The following is a 23,625-nucleotide window of genomic DNA, read 5'->3' as shown; positions in this document are numbered from 1 at the left end:
TAGAACGAATAAAAATCCAATGAGCTGTACCTTTCAATTTCCTAAAGCCCCTGAACATCTTTTAGATGCTTTACATGATGTAATTCCAAATTGTGAATTACTGGCACAGCAATTGCCTGAAACGCCTATTTCACTTTGGCTTATTCCACCAGTATTTCCTACCGACAAGCTAGATGATGAAGTGATTCGTCGTATTTGGAATGATACGCCGTACTGGATTTTCTGTTGGGCTTCAGGACTTGCAATGGCGCAATGGTTATTGGCAGAACCGCAGCAAGTAAAAAATAAAGTCGTTTTAGACTTTGGTGCAGGTTCGGGCGTGGTGGCGATTGCTGCAAAAATGGCAGGTGCCAAACGGGTAATTTGTTGTGATATTGACCCCATTAGCCTTGCAGCCTGTCGAGCCAATGCTGAATTGAATGATGTGGTGCTTGAATATTTAGATGATCTATACAAAGCAGAACAAGTGGATGTATTGTTGGCTGCCGATGTACTTTATGATCAATGCAATCGCTTTTTTTTAGATGAGTTCTTAAAGTTCGCCCCAGAAGTTTGGGTGGCAGACAGCCGAGTGAAAAACTTTAGTCATCCACAATATATAAAAATAGATGAACGCAGCGCGACCACATGGCCAGATTTGGATGAAGCCAAAGAGTTCCGTAATGTGAGTTTTTATAAGACGCGATAACTCATCACGTCTTATAGGAAGCCAGTTTTGTGGCGCGAATTAATTGCAGCTATAACGCACAATGCGCAGTGTGCTTGGGCGAGCATCTAAGGCCTGACGTGTAGCATAGTTTTCACTGCTATGTAGCTCAGGTGTGTTCGATAAGCCAATAGAGGTGCGGCTTTGCCCAAGTTGGCGACCATACGGGTCTTGTTGGTTGGCTGCAGGATTCACCACTTCATTAATACTTAAAATCCGCAATTGATAAGTTTTATGCGCACCAAGTTCTTTTTGGCAGGCACGCTGTAATTTACTTTCATCGCGCTGTTGGTTTTGACGTCCTGCAAGAGTGTAGGCTAATACTGCGTTGCGATCAGTTTTGCTTTCGACTTTATAGCCAATAAAACTATTCTCGTTTTGCTCAGGCAAACTTTGACAAGCGGATAAACCTAACCCAAGTCCCGTCATAGCCAAAATAATCATTGTATTCTTCATGGTTTTATTCATGATCATGTCTCATGTTTTGATGTCATTTCATTCTTGTTTTAAGTATGCCATAGCTGAGAGGACAAAGCATGGCTTTGTTGGCGGTGTAGCAGGCTGTCTATATTTGAGCTGATAAGCGTGTGCTTGTGATGTCATGTTTTTACCTTGAATCTTCGTATTATTTAGTATTTACACATCAGGTGGGATTGTTGAAGAGCGGATTTCGGTGCTTTTAACACATAAAATATTAGGGCAATAAAAAAGGTCACCGAAGTGACCTTTTTTTAGTCATCAGCGTTGAATTACGCAGACTTAACCGCTTCAAGTAAAGCAGCTTGACGTGCTTTCAATGCAGCAGGTAAGCGCTCACCAAGTTTGTTGAATAACTCAGTGTGGCTTTCTAACTCTTTGATCCATTGTTCTTTGTCTTGCGCTGTTACAGTTTCAAATTGCTCTTTAGAGAAATCTAAACCAGTCCAGTTCAATTGCTCATACTTTGGAACGAAACCAATTGGAGTTTCAACAGCTTCTGCACGACCTTCGCAACGATCAATGATCCACTCAAGCACACGCATGTTTTGACCAAAACCAGGCCATACGAAGTTGCCTTCTGCATCACGACGGAACCAGTTTACATTGTAGATACCTGGTAATTTGTTGCCTGCAGCTTTTGCTTTCTCGCCAACTTGCTCACCCATCTCTAACCAGTGAGAGAAGTAGTCTGCCATGTTGTAACCAGCAAACGGAAGCATTGCAAATGGGTCACGGCGTACAATACCTTGTTGACCAACGGCTGCTGCAGTCGTTTCAGAACCCATCGTTGCTGCTTTATATACGCCATCTACCCAGTCAAATGCTTCTGAAATTAGAGGCACTGTGTCTGCACGACGACCACCGAAGATGAACGCTGAAATTGGAACACCTGCTGGATTTTCCCAGTCAGCATCGATAGAAGGGCATTGACCTGCTGCAACAGTGAAGCGCGCATTTGGATGAGCTGCTTTTTCTGCGCCAGTGTGTGGTTGACCTTTCCAGTTGGTTAGGTTTGCAGGAACTTCTTTAGATAGACCTTCCCACCATACTTCGCCGTTGTCAGTCACAGCAACGTTGGTATAAATCACGTCTTTGTGCAGAGTTGCCATACAGTTCGGGTTAGTCTTGGTGTTTGTACCAGGAGCAACACCGAAGAAACCAGCTTCAGGGTTAATTGCATATAAGCGACCATCTTCACCTGGTTTGATCCAAGCAATATCGTCACCTACAGTTTCAATTTTCCAGCCTTCGTAACCTGCAGGTGGAATTAACATCGCAAAGTTGGTTTTACCACATGCAGAAGGGAATGCTGCAGCGATGTAGTGTTTTTCGCCTTGTGGGTTGGTCACGCCTAAAATTAGCATGTGTTCTGCTAACCAGCCTTGTTCACGACCCATTGCAGAAGCAATACGAAGCGCTAAGCATTTTTTACCCAATAATGCGTTACCGCCGTAACCAGAACCATACGACCAGATTTCACGAGTTTCTGGATAATGTACAATGTATTTTTCTTTGTTACATGGCCAAGCAACGTCTTTTTCGCCTTCAGCCAATGGTGCGCCCACAGTGTGTACGCAAGGAACAAATTCGCCATCTGTGCCCAATACGTCATAAACAGCTTTACCCATACGAGCCATTTTAGACATGCTGACAGCAACATAAGGAGAGTCAGTTAATTCAATACCGATGTGAGCAATGTGGCTACCTAATGGGCCCATAGAGAATGGAACCACATACATGGTACGACCAGCCATTGAACCGTCGAATAAACCGTTTAATTTAGCGCGCATTTCAGCTGGCGCTTCCCAGTTGTTCGTCGCACCAGCATCTTCTTTGTTTTCAGAGCAGATGTAAGTACGGTCTTCAACACGAGCAACGTCAGAAGGATCTGAATTTGCAAGGTACGAACCAGGGTGTTTTTCTTGGTTTAATGCTTGCATGGTGCCGTTAGCGATCATCAAGTCGATTAGACGTTGATATTCTTCTGCGCTACCGTCACACCATTCAATTTTTGCTGGTTTCGTTAACTTTGCAATTTCTTCAACCCATGCAATAAGCTTAGGGTGACGAACGAATTCTGGTGCGTTCACTTGGGTCATGGTGAGGCCTATCTTAAATGTGTACAAATCGTGTACAAAGTACAATCTGAACGATGGGGTACATGGTTCAGATGAAATATGAAAAAAAAGTGGCTGTATTAAAGCACAAAAACATAAAAAAAATAAGACATAGGCTTGATTTAGCTTTATGTGAAAAATACCCATATAAATAATGAATAACATATATGAAACATGGGCTTACAACTTTTTTGTGTTCCATTTATCATTATTTAAAAAAATTATGGGCATTATTTATTTTAATTATTTTTAATTAAAACATGTACTTATATCTTAAATTTTATAAAGAATGATTATTGATTTAATGAATGGTCGTCATTCGATTTTTACATAAAGCTGCTTTTCATTCTGCATCAATTGGTTGAAATTAGAGCAAAAGCTTTAAAATGATTGAAGAAAATGTCGACAACATTACAGCCTTTATCTCTTATTTATAATCAAAAATCAGGATTTCATGCCACACAGCAAGAAGGTGTCTATGAAGAACTGTTGCATGTTTTGTCACAGCATGGTTTTGAAATCCAATTGTTTGAAATGGGTGAAATCGCCAATTTTGATCAACTGATGCAACAGGTGTTAGCACGGCATCAAGCAGCGCAGTTAAGCGGTGTTGTGGTTGCAGCGGGTGGAGATGGTACTTTAAATGCGGTTGCTGCAAAGTTAAAAGGGACATCTATCCCCATGGGTATTTTGCCTTTGGGCACGTTTAATTATGTGGCGCGCTTACTGAATATTCCGTTAGATTTAATTGAAGCAGCACATGTGATCGCAACTGGCAGTACGCGTGCTGTGCATGTGGCACAAATCAATCAACACATCTATTTAAATAATGCCAGTTTGGGTTTATACCCTTTATTTATTCAAAAACGTGAGCGTTATAACCGTTATTTAGGACGCTTTCCTTTACATGCCTATACCTCGGCTTTAGATGTACTGCTGCGTGACCGTAAAGAATTAAAATTAGAAATAGAGGTCGATACAAAGCGCTATCCGCTGAAAACGCCGCTCATTTTCTTTGGGAATAATCAATTACAACTGTCTGAAATGAATTTACGTATTGCCAAAGCTGCTGCAGCAGGCAAAGTCGCAGGTGTTACCGTGGCAAAGTCCGATAAATTGACTTTATTTAAAATTCTGTGGCAATTAATTCAGGGGAAGGCTGAGCAAGCCAATGATATGTATAGTTTTGCAGCAGAGCAGGTGGTCATTCATAGTAAACGCCAACAACTGACCGTGGCGCTTGATGGAGAAATTGTCAAAATGCGTCCGCCGCTGCGTATATCTGTATTGAAAAATGCATTGAAGATTATGGTGCCGCATGCTGCTGCATCTGTCTGATTTGCACTTTGGCACTGAAAATGTGGTTTGTATGCAGGCAGTGCAACAACTGTGTGTAAATATGCGACCTGAAGCGGTCGTGGTCAGTGGAGATTTAACCCAACGTGCACGCTACGCACAGTTTTATGCCTGTAAGCATTTTTTAGACAGTTTGAATTTACCGTATTTAGTTGTGCCAGGAAATCACGATATTCCGCTATACCATCTTTGGAATCGTTTTTTTAGTCCGTTTGCACGGTATCAGTTGTTTTTTGGGCGTATGGAAACAATTTTGGAAACCGCCCATTTTTATGTGATAGGGGTGAACAGTATTCGGCGACGTTTTCATACCCGTGGGCATATTTCTTTGAATCAAATTCAGGAGATCGACGCCTTATTGCAAGCTGCGCCCAGCAATAAGTTAAAAATTTTGGTGGCGCATCAGCCGTTCTATACACCGCCCGATAATGTGCACGGTATTAAAGATTGTCCTGTGTTGGGACGTATTGCGTTGGAGCAATGGAGTAAAAACGGCTTGCATGCCTTGCTACATGGTCATTTACACCAGCCTGCTGTATATGACCTCAATCAAATCTATGCACTTGGTGCAGCACATCCTGTGCTCGATATTCATGCCGGAACTGCAATTTCACAGCGTTTGCATCAAGGTATGCCGAATAGCTTAAATATAGTCTGCAATAATGGTGATGTGCAGCATTACATCTTTGATGTAGGACAAAAACAATTCGTGTTGTGGCAGCAAAACGCAGAATAAAAGGTTGAACCCCTCAACTTGTCTAAAAAAACAACAAAAACTGAAATATTTTTAGCGTTTCCCCTTGAAGCGAATTTTTCCATCCCCACAACTGTGTCATCTAAAATTTATTTTGATGATGACACATGGAATAAATAAGTCGTCATCAGGAATCTATACATAGACTTAGTCTGATGGAGTTATTTATGAGCAACATTCGTCCATTACATGACCGCGTAGTTATTCGTCGTGTTGAAGAAGAAACAAAAACAGCTGGCGGTATCTTGCTTCCAGGTTCTGCTGCAGAAAAACCAGCCCAAGGTGAAGTGATTGCAGTAGGGAATGGTCAAATTACAGACAATGGCGTACGCGCTTTAGACGTAAAAGTGGGCGACAAAGTCTTGTTTGGTACGTATGCAGGCACCACAGTTAAAGTAGACGGTGAAGAACTTCTAATTATGAAAGAGTCTGATATTTTAGCGGTACTTGAAGGCTAAGTTCAGAACTCATATTCAAAGCAAATTTGAACATTATTTAAAAATATTTGGAGTTAAACATGTCAGCTAAAGACGTAAAATTTGGTGATTCAGCTCGCACAAAAATGATCGCAGGTGTAAACGTACTTGCAGACGCAGTTAAAGTAACTTTAGGCCCTAAAGGTCGTAACGTAGTGATTGACCGTTCTTTCGGTGCGCCGCACATCACTAAAGATGGTGTATCTGTTGCGAAAGAAATCACCTTGAAAGACAAGTTTGAGAACATGGGTGCTCAGCTTGTACGTGAAGTGTCTAGCAAAACCAATGATATCGCAGGTGACGGTACGACCACTGCAACAGTACTTGCACAAGCCATTTTAAATGAAGGCATCAAATCTGTAACTGCGGGCATGAACCCAATGGATTTGAAACGTGGTATCGACCTTGCTGTAAAGGCAGTCGTTGCAGACATTAGAGCAACGGCTAAACCTGCTTCTGACACGAAAGCGATTGAGCAAGTAGGTTCTATTTCTGCAAACTCGGACACGACTGTGGGCAAGTTAATTGCAGAAGCAATGGAACGCGTTGGTAAAGAAGGCGTAATCACTGTTGAAGAAGGTTCAGGCTTTGAAGACGCGCTTGACGTTGTAGAAGGTATGCAGTTTGACCGCGGTTATATCTCGCCATACTTCGCGAACAAACAAGATACTTTGACTGCAGAACTTGAAAACCCGTTCATTCTTCTTGTTGATAAAAAAATCAGCAACATTCGTGAACTGATTACTGTCCTAGAAGCGGTTGCAAAAACAGGTAAGCCTCTTCTGATCATCGCTGAAGATGTTGAAGGCGAAGCGTTGGCAACTCTTGTTGTAAACAACATGCGCGGCATTATCAAAGTATGTGCTGTTAAAGCTCCTGGCTTCGGTGACCGTCGTAAAGCAATGCTTCAAGATATCGCGATCCTGACTGGCGGTACTGTGATTTCTGAAGAAATTGGTATGCAGTTAGATCAAACTTCACTTGAACACTTAGGTACTGCACATAAAGTAACGGTATCTAAAGAAAACACTGTGATTGTGGATGGTGCGGGCAATGCAGGTCAAATTGCTGAGCGTGTTCAGCAAATCCGTGCGCAAATCGAAGAATCTACTTCAGAATACGACAAAGAAAAACTTCAAGAACGCGTTGCTAAATTAGCAGGCGGTGTTGCAGTCATCAAAATTGGTGCTGCAACTGAAGTTGAAATGAAAGAGAAGAAAGACCGTGTGGATGATGCGCTTCACGCAACTCGCGCTGCGGTTGAAGAAGGTGTTGTTGCAGGTGGTGGTGTTGCACTGGTGCGTGCTGCATCTGCACTTGATGGTCTGACTGGTGCTAACGATGACCAAAACGTAGGTATCAACATTCTTCGTCGTGCAATCGAAGCTCCGCTTCGTCAAATCGTAGCCAATGCTGGTGATGAGCCATCTGTAGTAATCAATGCTGTGAAGAACGGTGAAGGTAACTATGGTTATAATGCTGCGACTGGTGAATATGGCGACATGTTGGAAATGGGTATTCTTGACCCTGCAAAAGTAACTCGTTCTGCACTTGAGCATGCAGCGTCTGTTGCTGGCCTGATGTTAACAACAGAATGTATGATTACTGAAATTCCAGAAGACAAGCCAGCAATGCCAGATATGGGTGGCATGGGTGGTATGGGCGGTATGATGTAAACCTCAGCGTACCCAAACTTCAAAAACCTCGTATCGTCAGATACGGGGTTTTTTTTATGGCGCAGTTTTTGTAATGTAGAGATTGCACACATGAAAAGACAAAATCACCTAGCTATTTTTTATTTACACATTAAATGTGTAATATGTATCTAAACTCCTTTTTTTTGTGAATAAAACTCATTATTCTTTTTAGAACAATAAGAAAAACAAATGATTAAATAAATGTAATGCAGATTGGAGTAGGCATAAAGGGGATAAAAATGGATAACCGAGAACACGAAATTATAGGCAGTATTTATGATGCCGCTGTAGATGTGAATTTATGGCCGCAAGTAATTGAAAAAATTGTTCAATATACAGACAGTAAAACCGCCATTTTTACTGCCTTAGATCAATTTAGTCCAAGTTACGATTTTTTATTTAGTCACAATATTCCAGATGAAGCTTTGCATGCCTATCGTGATGAGCGGATTCGTGTGATTGACATGCAGTTACACCGAGTATTGTGGGAAAATTTAGGTGTGGGCCAAGTAGCGAGCTCGGATTTATCGCATTATGGGGAAAACCCTGAAAGTGATGAATATATCTTTTATGAACGGTGTTTGAATCCGACGGGAATTAGTTATATCTCGGCTGTTTTGCTCGATCAGGGTTCACATCGCTGGGCGGTTTTGGGATTACACCGTGCGCCAGATGTAGCGCCGTATCAACAAAAAGAGTTGGATTTTTTAAAGCATTTGGGTGTGCATTTACGCCGTGCTTTACAAATCCATCGTCAGTTTAGTTTGGTTAAACAAGAAAATTTAAGTTTGTATAGCGTGCTCGATCATTTAAAAACAGGTGTAATTTTGCTTGATCATCAGCTGAGTTTGACTTATTCAAACCCTTTAGCTCAAAGCATGCTGGAACACGATTCATGTTTAGATTTGGATTTGTATAATCGATTAAAAACCCATGCTTATGATCAAAGTCGTTTAGATCAACTATTACATTCAGCGTTGTTGGGACAGTCGGCATTAAACGCAGATGTAGGCGGTGTATTGTCTTTGTCAGATGCGAAAGGACAACAATTAATGCTGACTATCGTACCTTGTTCTAAATTAAAAAATATGCAGCATCAAAATGCAGGACAACATCAAATTGCGGTATTTCTGACCGATAAACATCAGCACTATGCCTTGTCTAAAGCCTATTTGCAGCAAGCTTATCAATTATCTAAACGTGAGTTTGAGTTGTGTGAGTTGTTGTTGAATGGTTATAAGTTAGAAGAAATTGCGGAACATTGCGGGATTACCCTCAGTTCGGTGCGCACTTATTTTAAAAATATTTATGAAAAAACCCAATGCAACTCGCAAATTGAACTTATGCATTTATTAATGGGTTGTACCATTCATTTTGAGCATATTGGTTAAAGCTGCCTAAGTTTGGCTTAGGCAGCCTTAAAATATGTTTAGTTACTACGTTGTAGGGTAACAGAGTCTTCGCCTTGCGGATGCAAGGTTAGGCTTGTTCCGGAGATGCTATAAGTTGCATTCACTTTACTGCCATCCCAAGAGTCTTGTAAGCCACCGCAATCGTTGGTGTCATATAACACTTCTGTTGCGGCAAGTGTATTGGCTGTCATTGAATATTTGCCATATTCAATACCTGGGTTAGCGCAATCATCATCGCCTTCAGTGTCTAACAAGAAATAGAATCCTGTGTCAAAGAAAGCAAATAAATGAGTTTGATTAAATTGCCAAGTGCCGACTAAACCTGATGATTGTTTGACTTTAGTTAAAATATAGGTGCTATTACTTCCTACATCAGTCAGCACTAAATCTGTACCGTTATAACTTAGGCGGTAATGACCATCATTGTCTGGATGTGAAAGCCCGTAGTCTCCATTAGTATCTACTGAGATCACAGGGCTCAGCGCTGAAGTTAAAGCATTCCAATTTAGTCGTCCTGTTTCGATACCAGACTTCCCTGTTTCATCAGCTACATCTGCTTCACCTAGCGCATAACGTCCGTCTGGTAAAATATGTAATAAAACAGCAGATGTGTTGGTGCGTCCAATTTCCCAAGTTCCAGCAATATCTTTATAAAAGGTGGCTTGGAAGTTTTCTGCAGCTTTTTCTGGTGTCACGAGTTGGTCAACTGTGAGGGGTGTTTTGCTAAGCACTTCAGTTGCGAAGTCGGTGCTGCTTTGTTTAAAATCTAGATTTACAGCATTGAAGGCTGCTTGAGTCTCCTCACTAATCTCAATCCCATTACTATGGTCGCCATCGGCATCTAAAGATTGTAGCAATACCATTAAGTTGGTACGGGCATTTTCATTTTCAGTTAAATCTAGTGGGGTAATACGTGCTTTAGCTTCAATGGCTTCGCCCAGTTGCACATCACCAATCAGGAAGCGAACAGTATCGCCCTCCGCATATTCAAACTCACCTTTATCATTAGTTGTACCTTCAATACTATCACCTGAACTCGAAGCTCTGAGATATTTAACCCCAGTTACAGGTCCATCGGTCAGTATCCCAGTTTTTAGGGAGCTTGAAGGTGGGGGAGCAGAACTACCAGAATCATTGTCTGAACCGCCACATGCACTGAGTAAACCTGCTAAGGTTAAGCAAATTAACGTTTTTTTCATCATGATTTCCTTGTCATCTCGTTGTTTATAGACAAAGTATAAAAACATGGCTGAGTCGCTGCATATCCTAAAATGAGGAGGTTAAGGGCTTAAATCTGTGAGAAAAAATGAAGAAAAAACAATATTTTTGTGAAAAAGTATAATTTTTTGATTTTCAGTCACGGAAGATCCACTCGCCTATGTTAATTTGAAGAAAAATATTGCGTGTTTAAGCCCAATCGCCACCAGAAAGTGATCCTGTTTTATGCTGTCTAAATTTTTTATTGAACGTCCTATTTTTGCTGGTGTGCTCGCCATTATGGTGATGGCACTCGGGATTTTTTCAGTATTAAATTTACCAGTAGAACGCTATCCAGACATTGCACCACCTCGTATCACTGTCAGCGCAACCTATACGGGAGCTTCGGCAGAAACCGTTGAAGAAAGCGTCACACAGGTTTTAGAACAGCAAATTAAAGGCTTAGATCACTTACTGTATTTCAGTTCTAGCAGTGATTCTTCAGGACGAAGTCGCATCAGCATTAGCTTTGAAAATGGTACCAACCCCGATACCGCACAAGTCCAGGTACAAAATGCGATTAATGGCGCAATTAACCGCTTACCTGAAGATGTGCAGCGTCAGGGGGTAAATGTCTTTAAATCATTGGGTGATACCCACATGGTCATTGGGCTGTACGATGCTACAGGCAAAAGCAGTAATATTGCCTTATCAGATTATATGATGAGCCATTTGGAACAAGACCTTGCCCGTATTGAGGGTGTAGGAGAGGTCGATGTTTTTGGTTCGCAATATGCCATGAGAGTTTGGCTAAACCCTTTAAAGCTTAAACAATATGCCTTAATGCCCAGCGATATTCGGGCAGCAGTACAAGCACAAAATACACAGGTTGCCGCAGGGGCAATTGGAGAATTACCGACTGCTCAGGATCAATACCTCAATGCCAAAGTTACCTCAGGTTCACGCTTAAAAACTGTAGAAGAATTTGAAAATATTATTTTAAAGGCCAATCAAACAGGCGGCTTTGTTTATTTAAAAGATGTTGCACGGATTGAGTTGGGCGCAGAAAATTACCAAAGTTTTAATACCATTAATGGTTTTCCATCGGCAGGTATGGGGATTTCCTTATCTTCAGGGGCGAATGCGCTGCAAACCTCAGCTTTAATTCAAAAAGAAATACAGCACTTAAAACAACAGTTACCTGATGGCTATCAAATCGTATTTCCAAGAGACAACACGCCATTTGTGCAGGAATCAATTAAAGAAGTGGTGAAAACTTTAATTGAAGCGGTCATTTTAGTCGTGATAGTCATGTTCCTATTTTTACAGAATTGGCGTGCCACGCTTATTCCCACCGTGACTGTGCCTGTGGTGATTTTGGGGACAATGGCCATTCTGCAAGTATTTGGCATGAGCATCAATACCCTGACTTTATTTGCGTTGGTCTTGGCGATTGGTTTATTGGTGGATGATGCGATTGTGGTGGTGGAGAACGTAGAGCGCTTAATGCATGAACAGCAGCTAAACGCTAAACAGGCCGCCATTGCATCCATGCAGGAAGTTAGTGGTGCTTTGGTGGGTATTACTTTAGTACTGACAGCAGTATTTATTCCTATGGCGTTTTTTGGTGGGTCAACAGGCGTGATCTATCGTCAGTTTTCCATTACGTTGGTTACGGCAATGTCTTTATCCTTACTGGTTGCGCTCATTTTAACGCCTGCATTATGTGCTTTGATTTTAAAGCCGAATCCACAGCCTGCAAAATGGGCGTTGTGGTTTAATCAAAAACTGGAACAACTCAAACAACGCTATCTCCAGCTTTCTGCATGGACCATGCAACATAAGAGCATCTGTCTGGTTGTTTTTGCCAGTTTGCTCACGGTCTTTGCCTTATTTTACCGTGCCTTACCTACCAGTTTTATTCCCAATGAAGATCAAGGCATGTTATCTGTTCAAATTAAATTACAAGAAGGTGCGCCATTATCGAAAAGCCGAGAAGTGGGAGAAAGTGTCCGTGCATATTTCATGCAGCAAGAGGCAGACAATGTTGACTTGGTGATGCTGCGTTATGGACGTAATTTTTCGGGAACGGGACAGAATTTAGGACAAGGCTTTATAGCACTTAAACATTGGGATGAACGCACGGGTAAAGCGAATACCGCAGAAGCCATTCGTGAACGGGCGATGCAACATTTTCGTCAGCATCCTGATGCCCAGATTATGATTGGATTGCCTGCTTCAGTACGTGGCTTGGGTCAAACCGACAGTCTAGAGTTTTGGATTCGGGATGTGAATGGTGCAGGGCGGGACTTTTTAACGCAACAGTTTGAAAACTTAGCGAAGCAAGCGACTCAATACACAAGTTTTGAAAATTTGGATCAGCGTGCTAATCCAGAAAAAGCTGAATTAAATGTCACAATGGATCAGAAACAAGCCATGGCAGCGGGTCTAACCCAAACTGCAATCAACAGCACTTTGTCGGCTGCATGGGGTGGCAATTATATTAATGATTTTATTGATCGTGGCCGAATTAAACGTGTGATTATGCAAGGCGATGCTGAGTTTCGTGCCCAACCTGAAGATTTATATCAGTGGTCGGTACGTAATCAACAAAACCAGATGGTGCCATTTAGCCAGTTTGCCCAGCTAAGCTGGGGCGGTGGGCCTGAAGTGGTCAATCGTTTCATGGGATATAGCGCCTTGCAAATGGAAGCCGATACGACAGAAGGCAAAAGTTCTGGTCAGGCTATGCGTGATTTGGAACAATTAGTTGCACAGCAACAAGGAATAGATTTGGCATGGAGTGGATTGTCTTATGAAGAAAATCAGTCCAGCGCTCAAGCCTTAATTTTATATTTGGTTTCAATTGGTTTTATTTTTCTGTGTTTGGCTGCCTTGTATGAAAGCTGGAGCATTCCAACCGCAGTAATGACTGCAATTCCATTGGGTATAGGTGGCAATATTCTATTTAGTTATTTTGCCGGCTTTCCTAACGACATTTATTTTCAAATTGCCTTACTGACCACCATTGGTTTGTCTTGTAAAAATGCAATATTAATTGTGGAATTTGCCTCTGTGGCGCAGCAGCAGGGAAAACAAGTGGTGCAAGCTGCTTTAGAAGGTGCGAGTTTACGGCTTAGACCAATTTTAATGACTTCATTGGCATTTGGCGCAGGTATTTTGCCGCTAGTATTTGCCTTTGGTGCAGGTGCAGCAAGCCGTCAGGAAATTGGGGTGAGTGTTTTAGGTGGAGTTATTTTTGGCACAATTTTAGTGCTTGTTTTTATTCCGTTTATGTATGTGCTGGTTCGTTCTATATTTCAAGTGAATCGTTCATCACCCATAAACTAAAGATGTTTTTTATTAGGCACTTAGCAAAATTATAGGCTATGATATGAAACGCTAAAAATCTTGCATAAATCTACAGATTTTCGGTTTTTTAAGGGTTGGTTTGGGCCGAGACACTGCGCCCATTCTTCATTTTACGTTTTTGGAATGATGGAGTGGGTGAGAGCAATGACCAATCTGCACGCTGAACAGTTAGAACAAGCCTTACAATTGCATCAGCCAAGCACAGTACACAGCCTGATCGACAGTATCAATCCTGCCGATTTAGCCGACTTGATGCAGTATTTAAGCCTGAAAGCACAGCTGAGTTTAATTGAACAAATTGACAGTGCTGCCTTGGTGATGGAATTTTTACCACTGCATTCACAACTTCAAATTGCCGAAGCGATTGCACCGCAGCAATTGGTCAAACTGATTTCAGCCATGCATTCAGATGACCGCACCGACTTATTTAAGTTACTTTCTCCGCATTTACAGCGTTTTGTCAGCTTACACATTACGGAAGAAAAACGCGCACAGATTCAGACTTTAGCGCGCTATCCTGAAGAATCTGCGGGCGCGATTATGAGTTCGGATTTCGTGGTGCTCTCGCCAGAACTGAACATGCAGCAAGCTATAGATGAATTGCGCAGAATGACCACAGATCGGGAAACTTTGTACCTGATTTATATTGTCGATGAACTAATGAAACTATTGGGTGTTATTTCTTTAAGGGAAATTATTCAAAACCCGCCTGAACAAAAAATTAAAAATGTGATGTGCACCGATTTGGTCACAGGTTTGGTGACTGAAGATCAGGAAAGTATCGCGCAAAAACTCAGCCATTATGATTTTTTGGCCTTACCGATTGTAGATGATGCACAGCATTTACTGGGGATTGTCACCTATGATGATGCGATGGACGTGGTACAGGCAGAAACTACAGAAGACTTTTTAAAATCCAGTGCGGTAGCGTCTTCACCTGGCATGAGTATAAAAACTGCGCCAATTTTATTTTTATATCGCAAACGTGTGTTTTGGTTGGTGATTTTGGTATTTGGCAGTTTATTGTCTGGAATTGGCATTGCGCATTATGAAGACATTATTGCAGCACATATTGTACTGGTTTTTTTCTTGCCGCTTTTGGTCGGTAGTGGTGGTAATGCGGGTTCTCAGTCTGCGACCTTAATGGTACGGGCACTGGCTACAGGTGATGTGCAATTTAAAGATTGGCTGCATTTACTCGGACGTGAAAGTTTGGTGGCGCTATGTTTGGGTGGAACGATGGCTTTTGCGGTTTCAATTTTAGGCTATTACCGTGGCGATATGATGGTGTCTGTGGTATTGGCACTGAGTATGCTGGGCATTGTGCTGATGGGTTGTTTAATTGGCATGAGTCTACCTTTTATTTTGCATCGCCTGAAACTAGACCCTGCCAGCGCCTCTGCACCTTTGGTGACTTCGATTTGTGATGCAACGGGTGTGGTGGTGTACTTATTTATTGCTTCACAGTTGTTACTTTAAACGCTGTCGGTGATGATGACTCATTCAACACCTCATCTTAAAACTTTTTGCATTGATCAAAATTCTGTTTATAAAATCATAACAGACCTGAGTAAAAAACTGCTTTATTCTCAATTAGATTGCATTTACCCAACGATACGTTTTCTATGCCAGAACCAGCATCTTCAAAAAAACTTAGCCAGCAAGAGGTGATTCGCTTAGAGCGCGATTTAGCCAAGTTTGCCAATATGATGGATTCTGTGGTGCGTATTCCATTTACCAAGCAGGGTGTGGGGGCAGATGCCGCATTAGGCACTGTACCTGTCGCGGGGGATGTCGCAGGTTTTGCACTGACCTGTTATGCGATTTATAAAGCCAAACAAATTGGTGTACCGCAAACTAAACTCACGCCAGTGATTAAACTTGCTGTGATGGATGCAGTAGTTGGTTTTGTGCCAATTGTCGGCACAGTATTTGATGTATTTATTCGTCCAAGCCGTAAAGCTTTAGATGTAGTGCATACGCATATCCGTGAAGAATATCAGATTCACAGTGAGCATCATGTGGTACATCCTTTTTTACATGAGCGATTGGAACGCAAACAACAGCAGTCGGCATTTTGGCGTAATCCAGTGGTGGCGTGGCTGTGGTTACATTTGCCTGATTTGCTTGGCGTGATTTTTCTTATTTTCTTTATTTGGGCGGTCTGGCTTGGTGCAAGTTGGTTGTGGCACTGGTCACAAAGTTTTGCCGTTTAAAACAGCCCGTTTAAAAAGTCCAAAACCATCTGGCAGATTCAATTTACAGACATGAAAAAAGCTTCCCTGAGGAAGCTTTTTGGTGTCGCTGTTAATGTGTTGCTATGCGTATTAAGGTAAATTTAATTGCTGTAAGGCCGCAACACGTTGTTCAATGCTTGGGTGAGTTTGGAATAACGCTGCCAAGCTAAAACCTTCTTCTTTACCTGCAGAAATCGCAAAAGCTTTCATTTCTTTTGGCATTGCATCTGGCATTTCAGATTCTGCTTGTAAGCGTAATAATGCAGAAATCATGGCTTGTTTACCTGCCAAACGTGCACCTGCTTCATCGGCACGGTATTCACGTTGACGCGAGAACCACATCACGATTGAAGAGGCCAAAATACCAAATACGATATCCAGTACAATGGTAATTGCAAAATAAGCCAAGCCAGGTCCTTCGCCGTCTTCACGACCAAATACGTTACGGTCAATGAAGTCACCTGCAACACGGGCAAAGAACATGACGAATGCGTTGACCACACCTTGAATGAGTGCCAAGGTCACCATGTCGCCATTGGCAACGTGACCAATTTCGTGTGCCAAAACTGCACGTAATTCATCTTTGTTCATACGCTCAAGCAGCCCTGTAGATACAGCGACTAAAGCATCGTTTTTATTCCAACCTGTTGCAAAAGCATTCGATTGGTAAGAAGGGAAAATACCCACTTCTGGCATTTTGATACCAGCACGTTGCGACAATTGCGCAACTTCATTTAATAACCACGCTTCAGCTTGGTTACGAGGGGCATTCGGGTCAATTAATTCAGTCCCAGTTGTTTTTTTCGCCATCCATTTAGACATGAATAGTGAAATTAAAGAGCCAACCATACCAAAGACAAAACAGATGACCAACAGGTTGCCTAGGTTTAAGCCACCCGCGCCATGGTAACTACCGACACCGAAGAGTGACAAAATTATGCCAGCTACAACCAGTACCGCGAGGTTGGTTAGCAAGAACAAACCAATCCGCATCATTGAGTAAATCCTCTTATATTAAAAATGTAATCTGATTTATTAATAAACCATGCCGTAAATATGCGGTGTATGTATTAAAAATTCAAGAAAAAATAATAAAACTGTACTAAAAATATTTTGCGCTGATACTGCAATTGGCATTTCAAAAAGGCTTGCGTTGCCGCAAGCTCAAATGAAGTGCTGTAGCTTTTATTCTGAAATAAAAATACGTGCCGAAGCCGTGGCATTCCCTGTCGCGTAAGAACCTGCAGGTGCATCGGTAAAGCGACCATCGGCAGCCATAATAATTTGACGTTGTGGACGTTTGTTTGCCGCCACTTGATGATTACTGGCAGTGTAATTGTCTGACTGCGCAATCACTTGTGCATTTTGACTCTGAGTATTGCTATTGTTATTTGCCGTAATCGCGTTACTGCCAGAACTTGCACTAACGCCGCTAGCATATAGGTTGCTATAGCGACTGGTCACACGACGTACATAATCCTGTGTTTCACGAAAAGGCGGTACGCCGCCGTATTTTGCAACATTGCCTTCGCCTGCGTTATAGCCCGCCAAAGCTAAAGTGGTGTTGCCATTAAAGCGTTTGAGTAACCAAGCCAAGTATTTTGCACCCGCCATAATGTTTTCATGCGGGTCATAAGCATTGCTAACATTAAAACGTCGTGCTGTCGCAGGCATGAGCTGCATTAAACCTTGCGCACCGACAGGCGAGCGGGCGTTGACATTAAACCCCGATTCAGTATGCATTACCGCTTTAATTAGACCTTCTGAAACACCGTGTTGCTGTGCTGCCTGCTGAATAATATGGTCAAAGGCATTTTTATTGCGGCTATAACTTGGCAATACCGATGCTTCGGAATTGCCCCAGTTGCGATAACTGTGAATATTGCTGTCTGGATAATAGGTGACTTTTACTTTTGTCAGCGAACGATCTGCACTTTTACGGTTGGTCAGCAAGGTACTGCCATTGCTGTCCTTATACATATAAATTTGACCTGCGTGCGTTGTCGTTGCCAAAGGCATGATGCTGGCAGTCCCCAAAATATACAGTAAAAAGGCATTAATTTTATTGTTCATGCTGTGAATACACTAAAAGCTGTCCCCAAACAGTTATGAGGAGTTTAACAAAAATCTCACAGATGAAAAGGCTTTGTACAAATTCATTTACAGTAGTGTCGAAAAAAATCAAGCTTAATTGCTGACAGAGTAATCAAAAAAAATATTTATTTTTTTTTAATTGGATCAGCTTGACACACTTAAGTGTATGATTTTAAATTAAAATAAAATCGATCAAAAAGTAATCAATTTAAAGAGAAGCCTTAGAATAACGGCAAGAGGCGTTGTCAAGTTGTTTTAAATCCACAAAGTTATCCACAGCTTTTGTGGAAAACTGTGGAAAAGTCCAAAAGATAAGCATCTTGGCGAAAAAGTGAACCTGAGGGTTCAAACTTGCCGCAGAAAAAACGATCTGCGCAGACAAAAATAAAGTGTGCAAACAGAAATGAACGCGCAGTCAGAAATTAAGTTCTCTGACGAAAAGGAAGATTGCGATGAAATTACATTCTTTTGATGCGGGATTGGTCTGAATCGGCTAAAATTGCGCGGTAATTTTTTTCATGGGTTAATCGCGTCTATGTTCTCACCAGTTGAGTCCGATCAAGGCTTTAATTTCAAACCAGAACTTCCAACCAGCTCTGCGTATTATCGTTTGTTGAAAAAGCTGCGTCGCCAAGTCGGGCATGCGATTCGTGACTTCAACATGATTGAAGATGGCGATAAAGTCATGGTGTGTATTTCTGGTGGTAAAGACAGTTATACCTTGCTGGACATTATGTTGCAGTTCAAGCGCATCGCACCCATCAATTTTGATGTGGTGGCTGTGAACTTAGACCAAAAGCAACCGGGCTTCCCTGAAGATGTATTGCCGCGTTATTTAGAAGAAAATAACATCCCATATTACATTTTAGAAAAAGACACCTATAGCATCACCAAGCGTTTAACGCCTGAAGGTAAAACTTACTGTGCAGTGTGTTCGCGTTTGCGTCGTGGTTCTTTGTATGGCTTTGCGCAGGAAATAGGGGCAACCAAAGTGGCGCTTGGGCATCACCGTGATGATATTTTGGCGACTTTTTTCTTAAACTTGTTCCATGGCGGTAGCTTAAAAGCCATGCCACCGAAGTTGTTGTCATCAGACAAGAAAAATATGCTGATTCGTCCACTGGCTTATGTGGAAGAAAAAGACATCATTAAATATGCAGAAATGCGTAAATTCCCAATTATTCCGTGTAACTTGTGTGGTTCACAGGAAAACTTACAGCGTGCCATTATTAACGACATGTTACGTGAGTGGGATAAAGCACATCCTAAGCGTTTGCACAGTATTTTTGGCGCATTACAGAATGTATCGCCATCGCAGTTGGCAGACCGTGAATTATTCGACTTTGAAGCGTTAGACAGCCAGCGCGTATTTGATTTTGCCGATCAGGCCGAACAAAACGCAGCAGAGCAAAACAAACGCATCAATATGGTCAATTTAGGCTACGCTGCAGACTAAGCGATAACAGCCTGTCAATCCCTTTAAAATGTAATCAACACCAAGCCAGAGCTTGGTGTTTTTTTATGAATTTGATTTATTTGAGAAAGTCGTCATTTCGACTAAAAATACAAAAACTGAACGTCCCGTACAAAATTTCTTAGCCTTTCACGAAAGGTTCATGCTATAACAATCAGCAAGCAAAACAGCTTAATAATGATGGTGTCTGGATAGACAACACACATGCACAAATATATTGAGGAAAAATCATGCCTGCTTTTTTAACTGATGATTGGTTTGCAACTGTAGAAAATCTAACGGCTCAAGCTGGTGATTTAAACCTACCTCCAGCACTTGCAAATCTGGCAATTAACTTAGTGGTGACTGATGCTGCAGGCAACACAGAATTGTCTTTAGATGGCGGTAAAATCCAAAAAGGTTTGGCGGACAACGCAAAAACAACATTAAATATGGATGCGGAAACTTTACGTAAAGTATTCCTAGAGTTTGACATGGCGGCTGCTATGCAAGCCTTTATGACAGGTAAAATCAAAGTACAGGGCGATATGTCACAATTAATGGCATTACAAACTGCAAAACCAAGCCAAGAACAAAAAGACTTATTTAAGAAGATTCTTGAGCAATCTGCTTAATTCAAGCGATTTACGCTGTAGCAGGCGAATTTCCCGCTATAGTACAAAAAAGCCTAGCTGAAGTATCAACTAGGCTTTTTTATGCACTGCAGCTTTAACAGCGCATTATTCATGTTTGAATTGCAGCTGATATACACTGCAACTCAATCACGCGAGGTAAATTTTAGATATTCACCAATTGCGGTGTGGTCTTAATATGCTCAAGGTAGGCGCGAATACGAGTCACATATTGCACTGCTTGACGATAACGACCGTTGCTCGCTTTGTTACGGTCTAAATACGCATATAGGTTAACCCAATTGTTCGGGTTTTTGCCTTGTGAGCGAATACGCTTCTGAATTTGACTGACTGCACCAGGACCCATGTTATAAGCGACTAGGGCATACCAGTTACGATCAGGAAATGGAATATGCTCATAACGGCTCAGCATTTGGTCATAATACTTAGCACCACCCTGAATACTTTGTGCAGGATCGGTACGGTTGCTTACGCCCATCGCTTTGGCTGTATTATTGGTCAGCATCATAATACCGCGCACACCTGTTGGCGAAACCGAGTTGGGTTTGAGGTAAGATTCCTGATAACCAATTGCCGCCAAAAGATGCCAGTCTAAATCGTACTGCGTGGCAGTCTTTTTAAAGTTGGCCTTATATAAAGGTAAACGATTACGCAAATCCCGCTGGATCACATCCCACGATTCTTGTTTGACCACATTACGATTATAAAATGAAGCCAATTGGGTAATTGAGCCGTTTTGCTTGCCACGACAAACAAAGTTGCTTGCGGTTTGGCTAAGAGGATCATCTGCGTGTTTAAACACCCAGTTCAGCTCACTATTTAAACCATTACGCTTTAAAGTATTTAAATCGCCACAACTGGCAGAAAATGCCGTGAGTTGCTGCTTTTCGATGCTTTGGATACTCGACGTGGTCATGGCAAAGTTCGCTTTACCAGAAGACACCCATTTTAAAGCGGTCGCATTGTCGCTTACCGTTTTAAATTCGAGTTTCACATTCATGCTGTCGGCATAGTTACGCACAAGGTCATAACCAAAGCCATGTAAATGTTGTCCATCTTTAAACACTGTGGTTGGATTTTCCACAGACACAACGGTCAATTTGTTCTGATTGACGACGCTGTCAAATTGATGAACGGCTTTGCCTGCGTTAATACTGTGGAATGGGAGAACAACAGTACTGAAAGCGAGGACTTTGAATGGGAGGCGATTAAAAAATGAGTGAAGGCTAAGCCTAGACCCAGACGTTGAACTACTGTGCATGTTGGCTCCGCTACAAGTAATTTATGCCCTAAAAAGCAAAGGCAACACACCTTAAACTTTTTCAAGTTTGATAAATTCAATAAGGGTTGGGCAGTCATGACGTCATTCAAAATGACTTGGGATTAAAGGGAAAATGTGTAAAATTTATACACAGGTTAAAAAGTGATCAAAACTAAAAGATGTGCGAATAATAAAGATGAAAATTTTGGATGTCAAATTTTGTACATAAATTTTTTGAAAAATGTAACATAAGATATTCATTTCATTGAGAAATAAATTTTATAAATTTTTATTGTGTATAAAAATGCAATAAAATATAGGATTGATGTTAACCAAATGTAAAAAACCGGCTGCAAAAACACCATGAAATCTAACTTAATTACACGTTCTGGACACGATAAACTCGTGGCTGAGTTACAGCATTTGTGGCATGAAGAACGCCCTGAAATCACCAAAAAAGTAAACTGGGCGGCAAGTCTCGGCGATCGCTCTGAAAACGCAGATTACCAATATAACAAACAGCTTTTGCGTAAAATTGACCGTCGGGTACGTTATTTGGGCAAGCGTTTAGAAGAGCTGCGTATTGTCGATTTTGCACCAGAACAAGAGGGTAAAGTATATTTTGGCGCATGGGTCGAAATTGAAAATGAACAAGGCGAGCAAAAGACCTTGAGAATTGTGGGCGTGGATGAAATTTATGATCATCATCCACAACATATTTCGATTGATTCACCTATGGCTAGAGCTTTGTTGTCTAAACAGGTAGATGATGAGGTGGAAGTGCAGACGCCGTTAGGCAAAAAGAGCTGGTTTATTAATTCGATACGCTATGAAAAGCCTGAAATTGCAGAAAATGACTGATTTTTGATTTTATTTTGAACATTTGGATCATAATTTTTAGAAAATATTTGCCAAGCTGAATTTTTCTTTATATGATAGCCGCCATTGGAAGCGTGGCAGAGCGGTTTAATGCACCGGTCTTGAAAACCGACGAGGGTGTGAGTCCTCCGTGAGTTCGAATCTCACCGCTTCCGCCAAATATTACCAACAAAGCCCTGACATTGTCAGGGTTTTGTTGTTTTTGGGGTTTATGCAACGTAAGCCTGTAGTAAGCTAAATAAAATAATATTTTGGAGAACAGTTTTGGGGTTAAATAGTAACTATATTCTTGCAGACTCAGATTTATTAGGAAGTTTTGGGTTTGAAGACTATTCTGTGTTTTTAAATGTAGATGATAAAAGTTTTTTGCGACACTTAAAGAATGATGCAGAATTAAGTGATTTTGAGGAGTCTTTAAAGCTTTATTCTGCAGCTATCCACGAATATCGACATTACTTTGATATGACGCATACAACTTATGGGATTACTCATTTTTATAATTTAGATCAAGCATTAAGACAAAGATTTAAGCAGAATAAAGGTGATGAATTTAGTTTTCATAAAATAAAAAGTTTTACGAATGAATTAAAAAAGATTAGATATCCATCTTATTACAGTCATTTATGGCAGGAAGATAATAGCAAGCAATGGGAGTTGCGACCTACTATCGGAAAGGTCTTTGATTCTTATGGGCACGTATCTGATAGACCAGTTTTATTTGCTCGGTATTTTAATTCTCAGGGTGAGGCTTTATCTAGACACCCTTTTTCAATGGTGAGTTTATTGGAATGCTCTGCGACTATTGATGAATATATAAATTCTATGGGGCTTATTTCGTCGTTATCTAAAAATGAAGCAAGTTATAATTTTCTAATAGCCCGTTTTGATAAAATTAATATGGATTATATTTATAATATTAATTTGACAGAATACTCGACTTGTTTTCATTTAACTGCTAACCGCTTTAGAATTACACATTTACAAAAATTATTTGATATTTCTAGGGTTCTAATAGATATATGTTTGAATTTCACAGAAAGGCATTTTGAATTATTGAATCAAAGTAATTTAGTGGATCGGCTATATAAGCCATCACAGAGGTTTAGTGCTGAAGAATTACAAGATTATATTTATTTCAATTCATCTTTAAAAAATGGTCTTAAATTTTTAGAACGACCAATTTTATTTTATGTATTATTAAATTTAATGGAAATAAAAGAATACCACAATAAACAAGAGGTAATTGGCGAGTTGGACAAAATCCTCAATATTTGTGGTTTGACATGCAAAGATATAATGATTGATTCAAAAGCTTTTATAAAAGATAAAGCTAGACTAGTCTTCAACTCTCAAAGGCTTTGTTGCACAAAGATTTGAAATGCAAAGCGCCCCTAATTGAGCCAAATTTAAGGCGTAACTTGGGTAAGTGGTCGACCTAATTCCGTAAATCTGTTAAGAACTGCTACACGTGCATGGATCTC

Annotated in this window: 19 protein-coding genes and 1 tRNA gene; 14 read left to right on the top strand and 6 right to left on the bottom strand. The window is 41.0% G+C overall.

Features of this window, described 5'->3' with window-relative positions; genetic code table 11:
• Positions 1 to 19: 19 nt before the first annotated feature.
• Positions 20 to 688, top strand: coding sequence for a class I SAM-dependent methyltransferase (locus AC07E5_RS06860; protein ID WP_004972140.1), 669 nt, complete (start codon positions 20 to 22; stop codon positions 686 to 688).
• 39 nt (positions 689 to 727) lie between these two features.
• Here the strand turns inward: AC07E5_RS06860 and AC07E5_RS06855 are convergent, their stop codons facing one another.
• Together AC07E5_RS06855 and AC07E5_RS06850 are read right to left on the bottom strand one after the other, a co-directional pair.
• Positions 728 to 1,162: a hypothetical protein gene (locus tag AC07E5_RS06855; RefSeq protein ID WP_131260784.1), complete on the bottom strand. Its 435-nt coding sequence runs from the start codon at positions 1,160 to 1,162 to the stop codon at positions 728 to 730.
• A 293-nt stretch (positions 1,163 to 1,455) separates the two neighbouring features.
• The gene (locus AC07E5_RS06850; protein WP_096900993.1) at positions 1,456 to 3,285 is read right to left on the bottom strand and encodes a phosphoenolpyruvate carboxykinase (GTP); all 1,830 of its coding nucleotides are present in this window, start codon (positions 3,283 to 3,285) and stop codon (positions 1,456 to 1,458) included.
• A 417-nt stretch (positions 3,286 to 3,702) separates the two neighbouring features.
• Between AC07E5_RS06850 and AC07E5_RS06845 the strand changes: the two genes are divergently transcribed.
• From AC07E5_RS06845 to AC07E5_RS06825, 5 genes are all read left to right on the top strand, one after another.
• On the top strand, positions 3,703 to 4,641 hold the full coding sequence (locus AC07E5_RS06845; RefSeq protein ID WP_498625094.1) for a diacylglycerol/lipid kinase family protein: 939 nt from the start codon (positions 3,703 to 3,705) through the stop codon (positions 4,639 to 4,641).
• Positions 4,622 to 5,395, top strand: coding sequence for a metallophosphoesterase family protein (locus AC07E5_RS06840; RefSeq protein ID WP_286416596.1), 774 nt, complete (start codon positions 4,622 to 4,624; stop codon positions 5,393 to 5,395). The genes AC07E5_RS06845 and AC07E5_RS06840 overlap by 20 nt, the downstream gene beginning before the upstream one ends.
• A 185-nt stretch (positions 5,396 to 5,580) precedes the next feature.
• Positions 5,581 to 5,871, top strand: a complete 291-nt coding sequence (locus tag AC07E5_RS06835; protein WP_004972131.1) for a co-chaperone GroES — start codon at positions 5,581 to 5,583, stop codon at positions 5,869 to 5,871.
• Positions 5,872 to 5,930: 59 nt separating this feature from the next.
• Complete coding sequence (gene groL, locus AC07E5_RS06830) at positions 5,931 to 7,565, top strand: chaperonin GroEL (RefSeq protein ID WP_498625092.1); 1,635 nt, start codon at positions 5,931 to 5,933, stop codon at positions 7,563 to 7,565.
• A gap of 260 nt (positions 7,566 to 7,825) precedes the next feature.
• Positions 7,826 to 8,977, top strand: coding sequence for a helix-turn-helix domain-containing protein (locus AC07E5_RS06825; protein ID WP_004972128.1), 1,152 nt, complete (start codon positions 7,826 to 7,828; stop codon positions 8,975 to 8,977).
• Between the two features lie 38 nt (positions 8,978 to 9,015).
• Here the strand turns inward: AC07E5_RS06825 and AC07E5_RS06820 are convergent, their stop codons facing one another.
• Positions 9,016 to 10,197 (bottom strand): hypothetical protein, encoded by a 1,182-nt coding sequence (locus AC07E5_RS06820; protein WP_498625091.1) that lies wholly within the window; start codon positions 10,195 to 10,197, stop codon positions 9,016 to 9,018.
• 244 nt (positions 10,198 to 10,441) lie between these two features.
• Here AC07E5_RS06820 and AC07E5_RS06815 point away from each other — a divergent pair, with 244 nt between their 5' ends.
• The 3 genes from AC07E5_RS06815 to AC07E5_RS06805 all read left to right on the top strand — a co-directional run bounded on the left by AC07E5_RS06815 (position 10,442) and on the right by AC07E5_RS06805 (position 15,783).
• Positions 10,442 to 13,546: a multidrug efflux RND transporter permease subunit gene (locus AC07E5_RS06815; RefSeq protein ID WP_498625089.1), complete on the top strand. Its 3,105-nt coding sequence runs from the start codon at positions 10,442 to 10,444 to the stop codon at positions 13,544 to 13,546.
• Between the two features lie 165 nt (positions 13,547 to 13,711).
• On the top strand, positions 13,712 to 15,046 hold the full coding sequence (gene mgtE / locus AC07E5_RS06810) for a magnesium transporter (RefSeq protein ID WP_075175071.1): 1,335 nt from the start codon (positions 13,712 to 13,714) through the stop codon (positions 15,044 to 15,046).
• A gap of 146 nt (positions 15,047 to 15,192) precedes the next feature.
• Positions 15,193 to 15,783, top strand: coding sequence for a DUF4112 domain-containing protein (locus AC07E5_RS06805; protein WP_234113856.1), 591 nt, complete (start codon positions 15,193 to 15,195; stop codon positions 15,781 to 15,783).
• Between the two features lie 111 nt (positions 15,784 to 15,894).
• On the opposite strand, the gene htpX is transcribed toward AC07E5_RS06805, so the two are convergent.
• Together htpX and AC07E5_RS06795 are read right to left on the bottom strand one after the other, a co-directional pair.
• Complete coding sequence (gene htpX / locus AC07E5_RS06800; RefSeq protein WP_498625087.1) at positions 15,895 to 16,800, bottom strand: protease HtpX; 906 nt, start codon at positions 16,798 to 16,800, stop codon at positions 15,895 to 15,897.
• 189 nt (positions 16,801 to 16,989) lie between these two features.
• Entirely contained in the window at positions 16,990 to 17,877 is an 888-nt protein-coding gene (locus AC07E5_RS06795) for a lytic transglycosylase domain-containing protein (protein ID WP_004972115.1), read from the bottom strand.
• A 556-nt stretch (positions 17,878 to 18,433) separates the two neighbouring features.
• On the opposite strand from AC07E5_RS06795, the gene ttcA reads away from it, so the two are divergent.
• Both ttcA and AC07E5_RS06785 read left to right on the top strand, forming a co-directional pair.
• Positions 18,434 to 19,354, top strand: coding sequence for a tRNA 2-thiocytidine(32) synthetase TtcA (gene ttcA / locus AC07E5_RS06790; protein ID WP_104853169.1), 921 nt, complete (start codon positions 18,434 to 18,436; stop codon positions 19,352 to 19,354).
• Between the two features lie 248 nt (positions 19,355 to 19,602).
• Positions 19,603 to 19,986 carry an SCP2 sterol-binding domain-containing protein gene (locus AC07E5_RS06785; protein WP_004972111.1) on the top strand — a complete coding sequence of 128 codons (384 nt, stop codon included), beginning with the start codon at positions 19,603 to 19,605 and terminating at the stop codon, positions 19,984 to 19,986.
• Positions 19,987 to 20,149: 163 nt separating this feature from the next.
• Here the strand turns inward: AC07E5_RS06785 and AC07E5_RS06780 are convergent, their stop codons facing one another.
• Positions 20,150 to 21,265, bottom strand: coding sequence for an MltF family protein (locus AC07E5_RS06780; protein ID WP_498625084.1), 1,116 nt, complete (start codon positions 21,263 to 21,265; stop codon positions 20,150 to 20,152).
• Positions 21,266 to 21,628: 363 nt separating this feature from the next.
• Here AC07E5_RS06780 and greB point away from each other — a divergent pair, with 363 nt between their 5' ends.
• The 3 genes from greB (at position 21,629) to AC07E5_RS06765 (ending at position 23,521) form a co-directional block, all read left to right on the top strand.
• The gene (gene greB / locus AC07E5_RS06775; protein WP_004972106.1) at positions 21,629 to 22,126 is read left to right on the top strand and encodes a transcription elongation factor GreB; all 498 of its coding nucleotides are present in this window, start codon (positions 21,629 to 21,631) and stop codon (positions 22,124 to 22,126) included.
• 86 nt (positions 22,127 to 22,212) lie between these two features.
• A tRNA-Ser gene (locus tag AC07E5_RS06770) sits at positions 22,213 to 22,302 on the top strand.
• A gap of 106 nt (positions 22,303 to 22,408) precedes the next feature.
• Positions 22,409 to 23,521, top strand: a complete 1,113-nt coding sequence (locus tag AC07E5_RS06765) for a hypothetical protein (protein WP_498625082.1) — start codon at positions 22,409 to 22,411, stop codon at positions 23,519 to 23,521.
• Positions 23,522 to 23,625: the final 104 nt, after the last annotated feature.

It is taken from the genome of Acinetobacter seohaensis, assembly GCF_056431365.1.
This window is presented reverse-complemented; position numbering and strand designations above follow the sequence as displayed.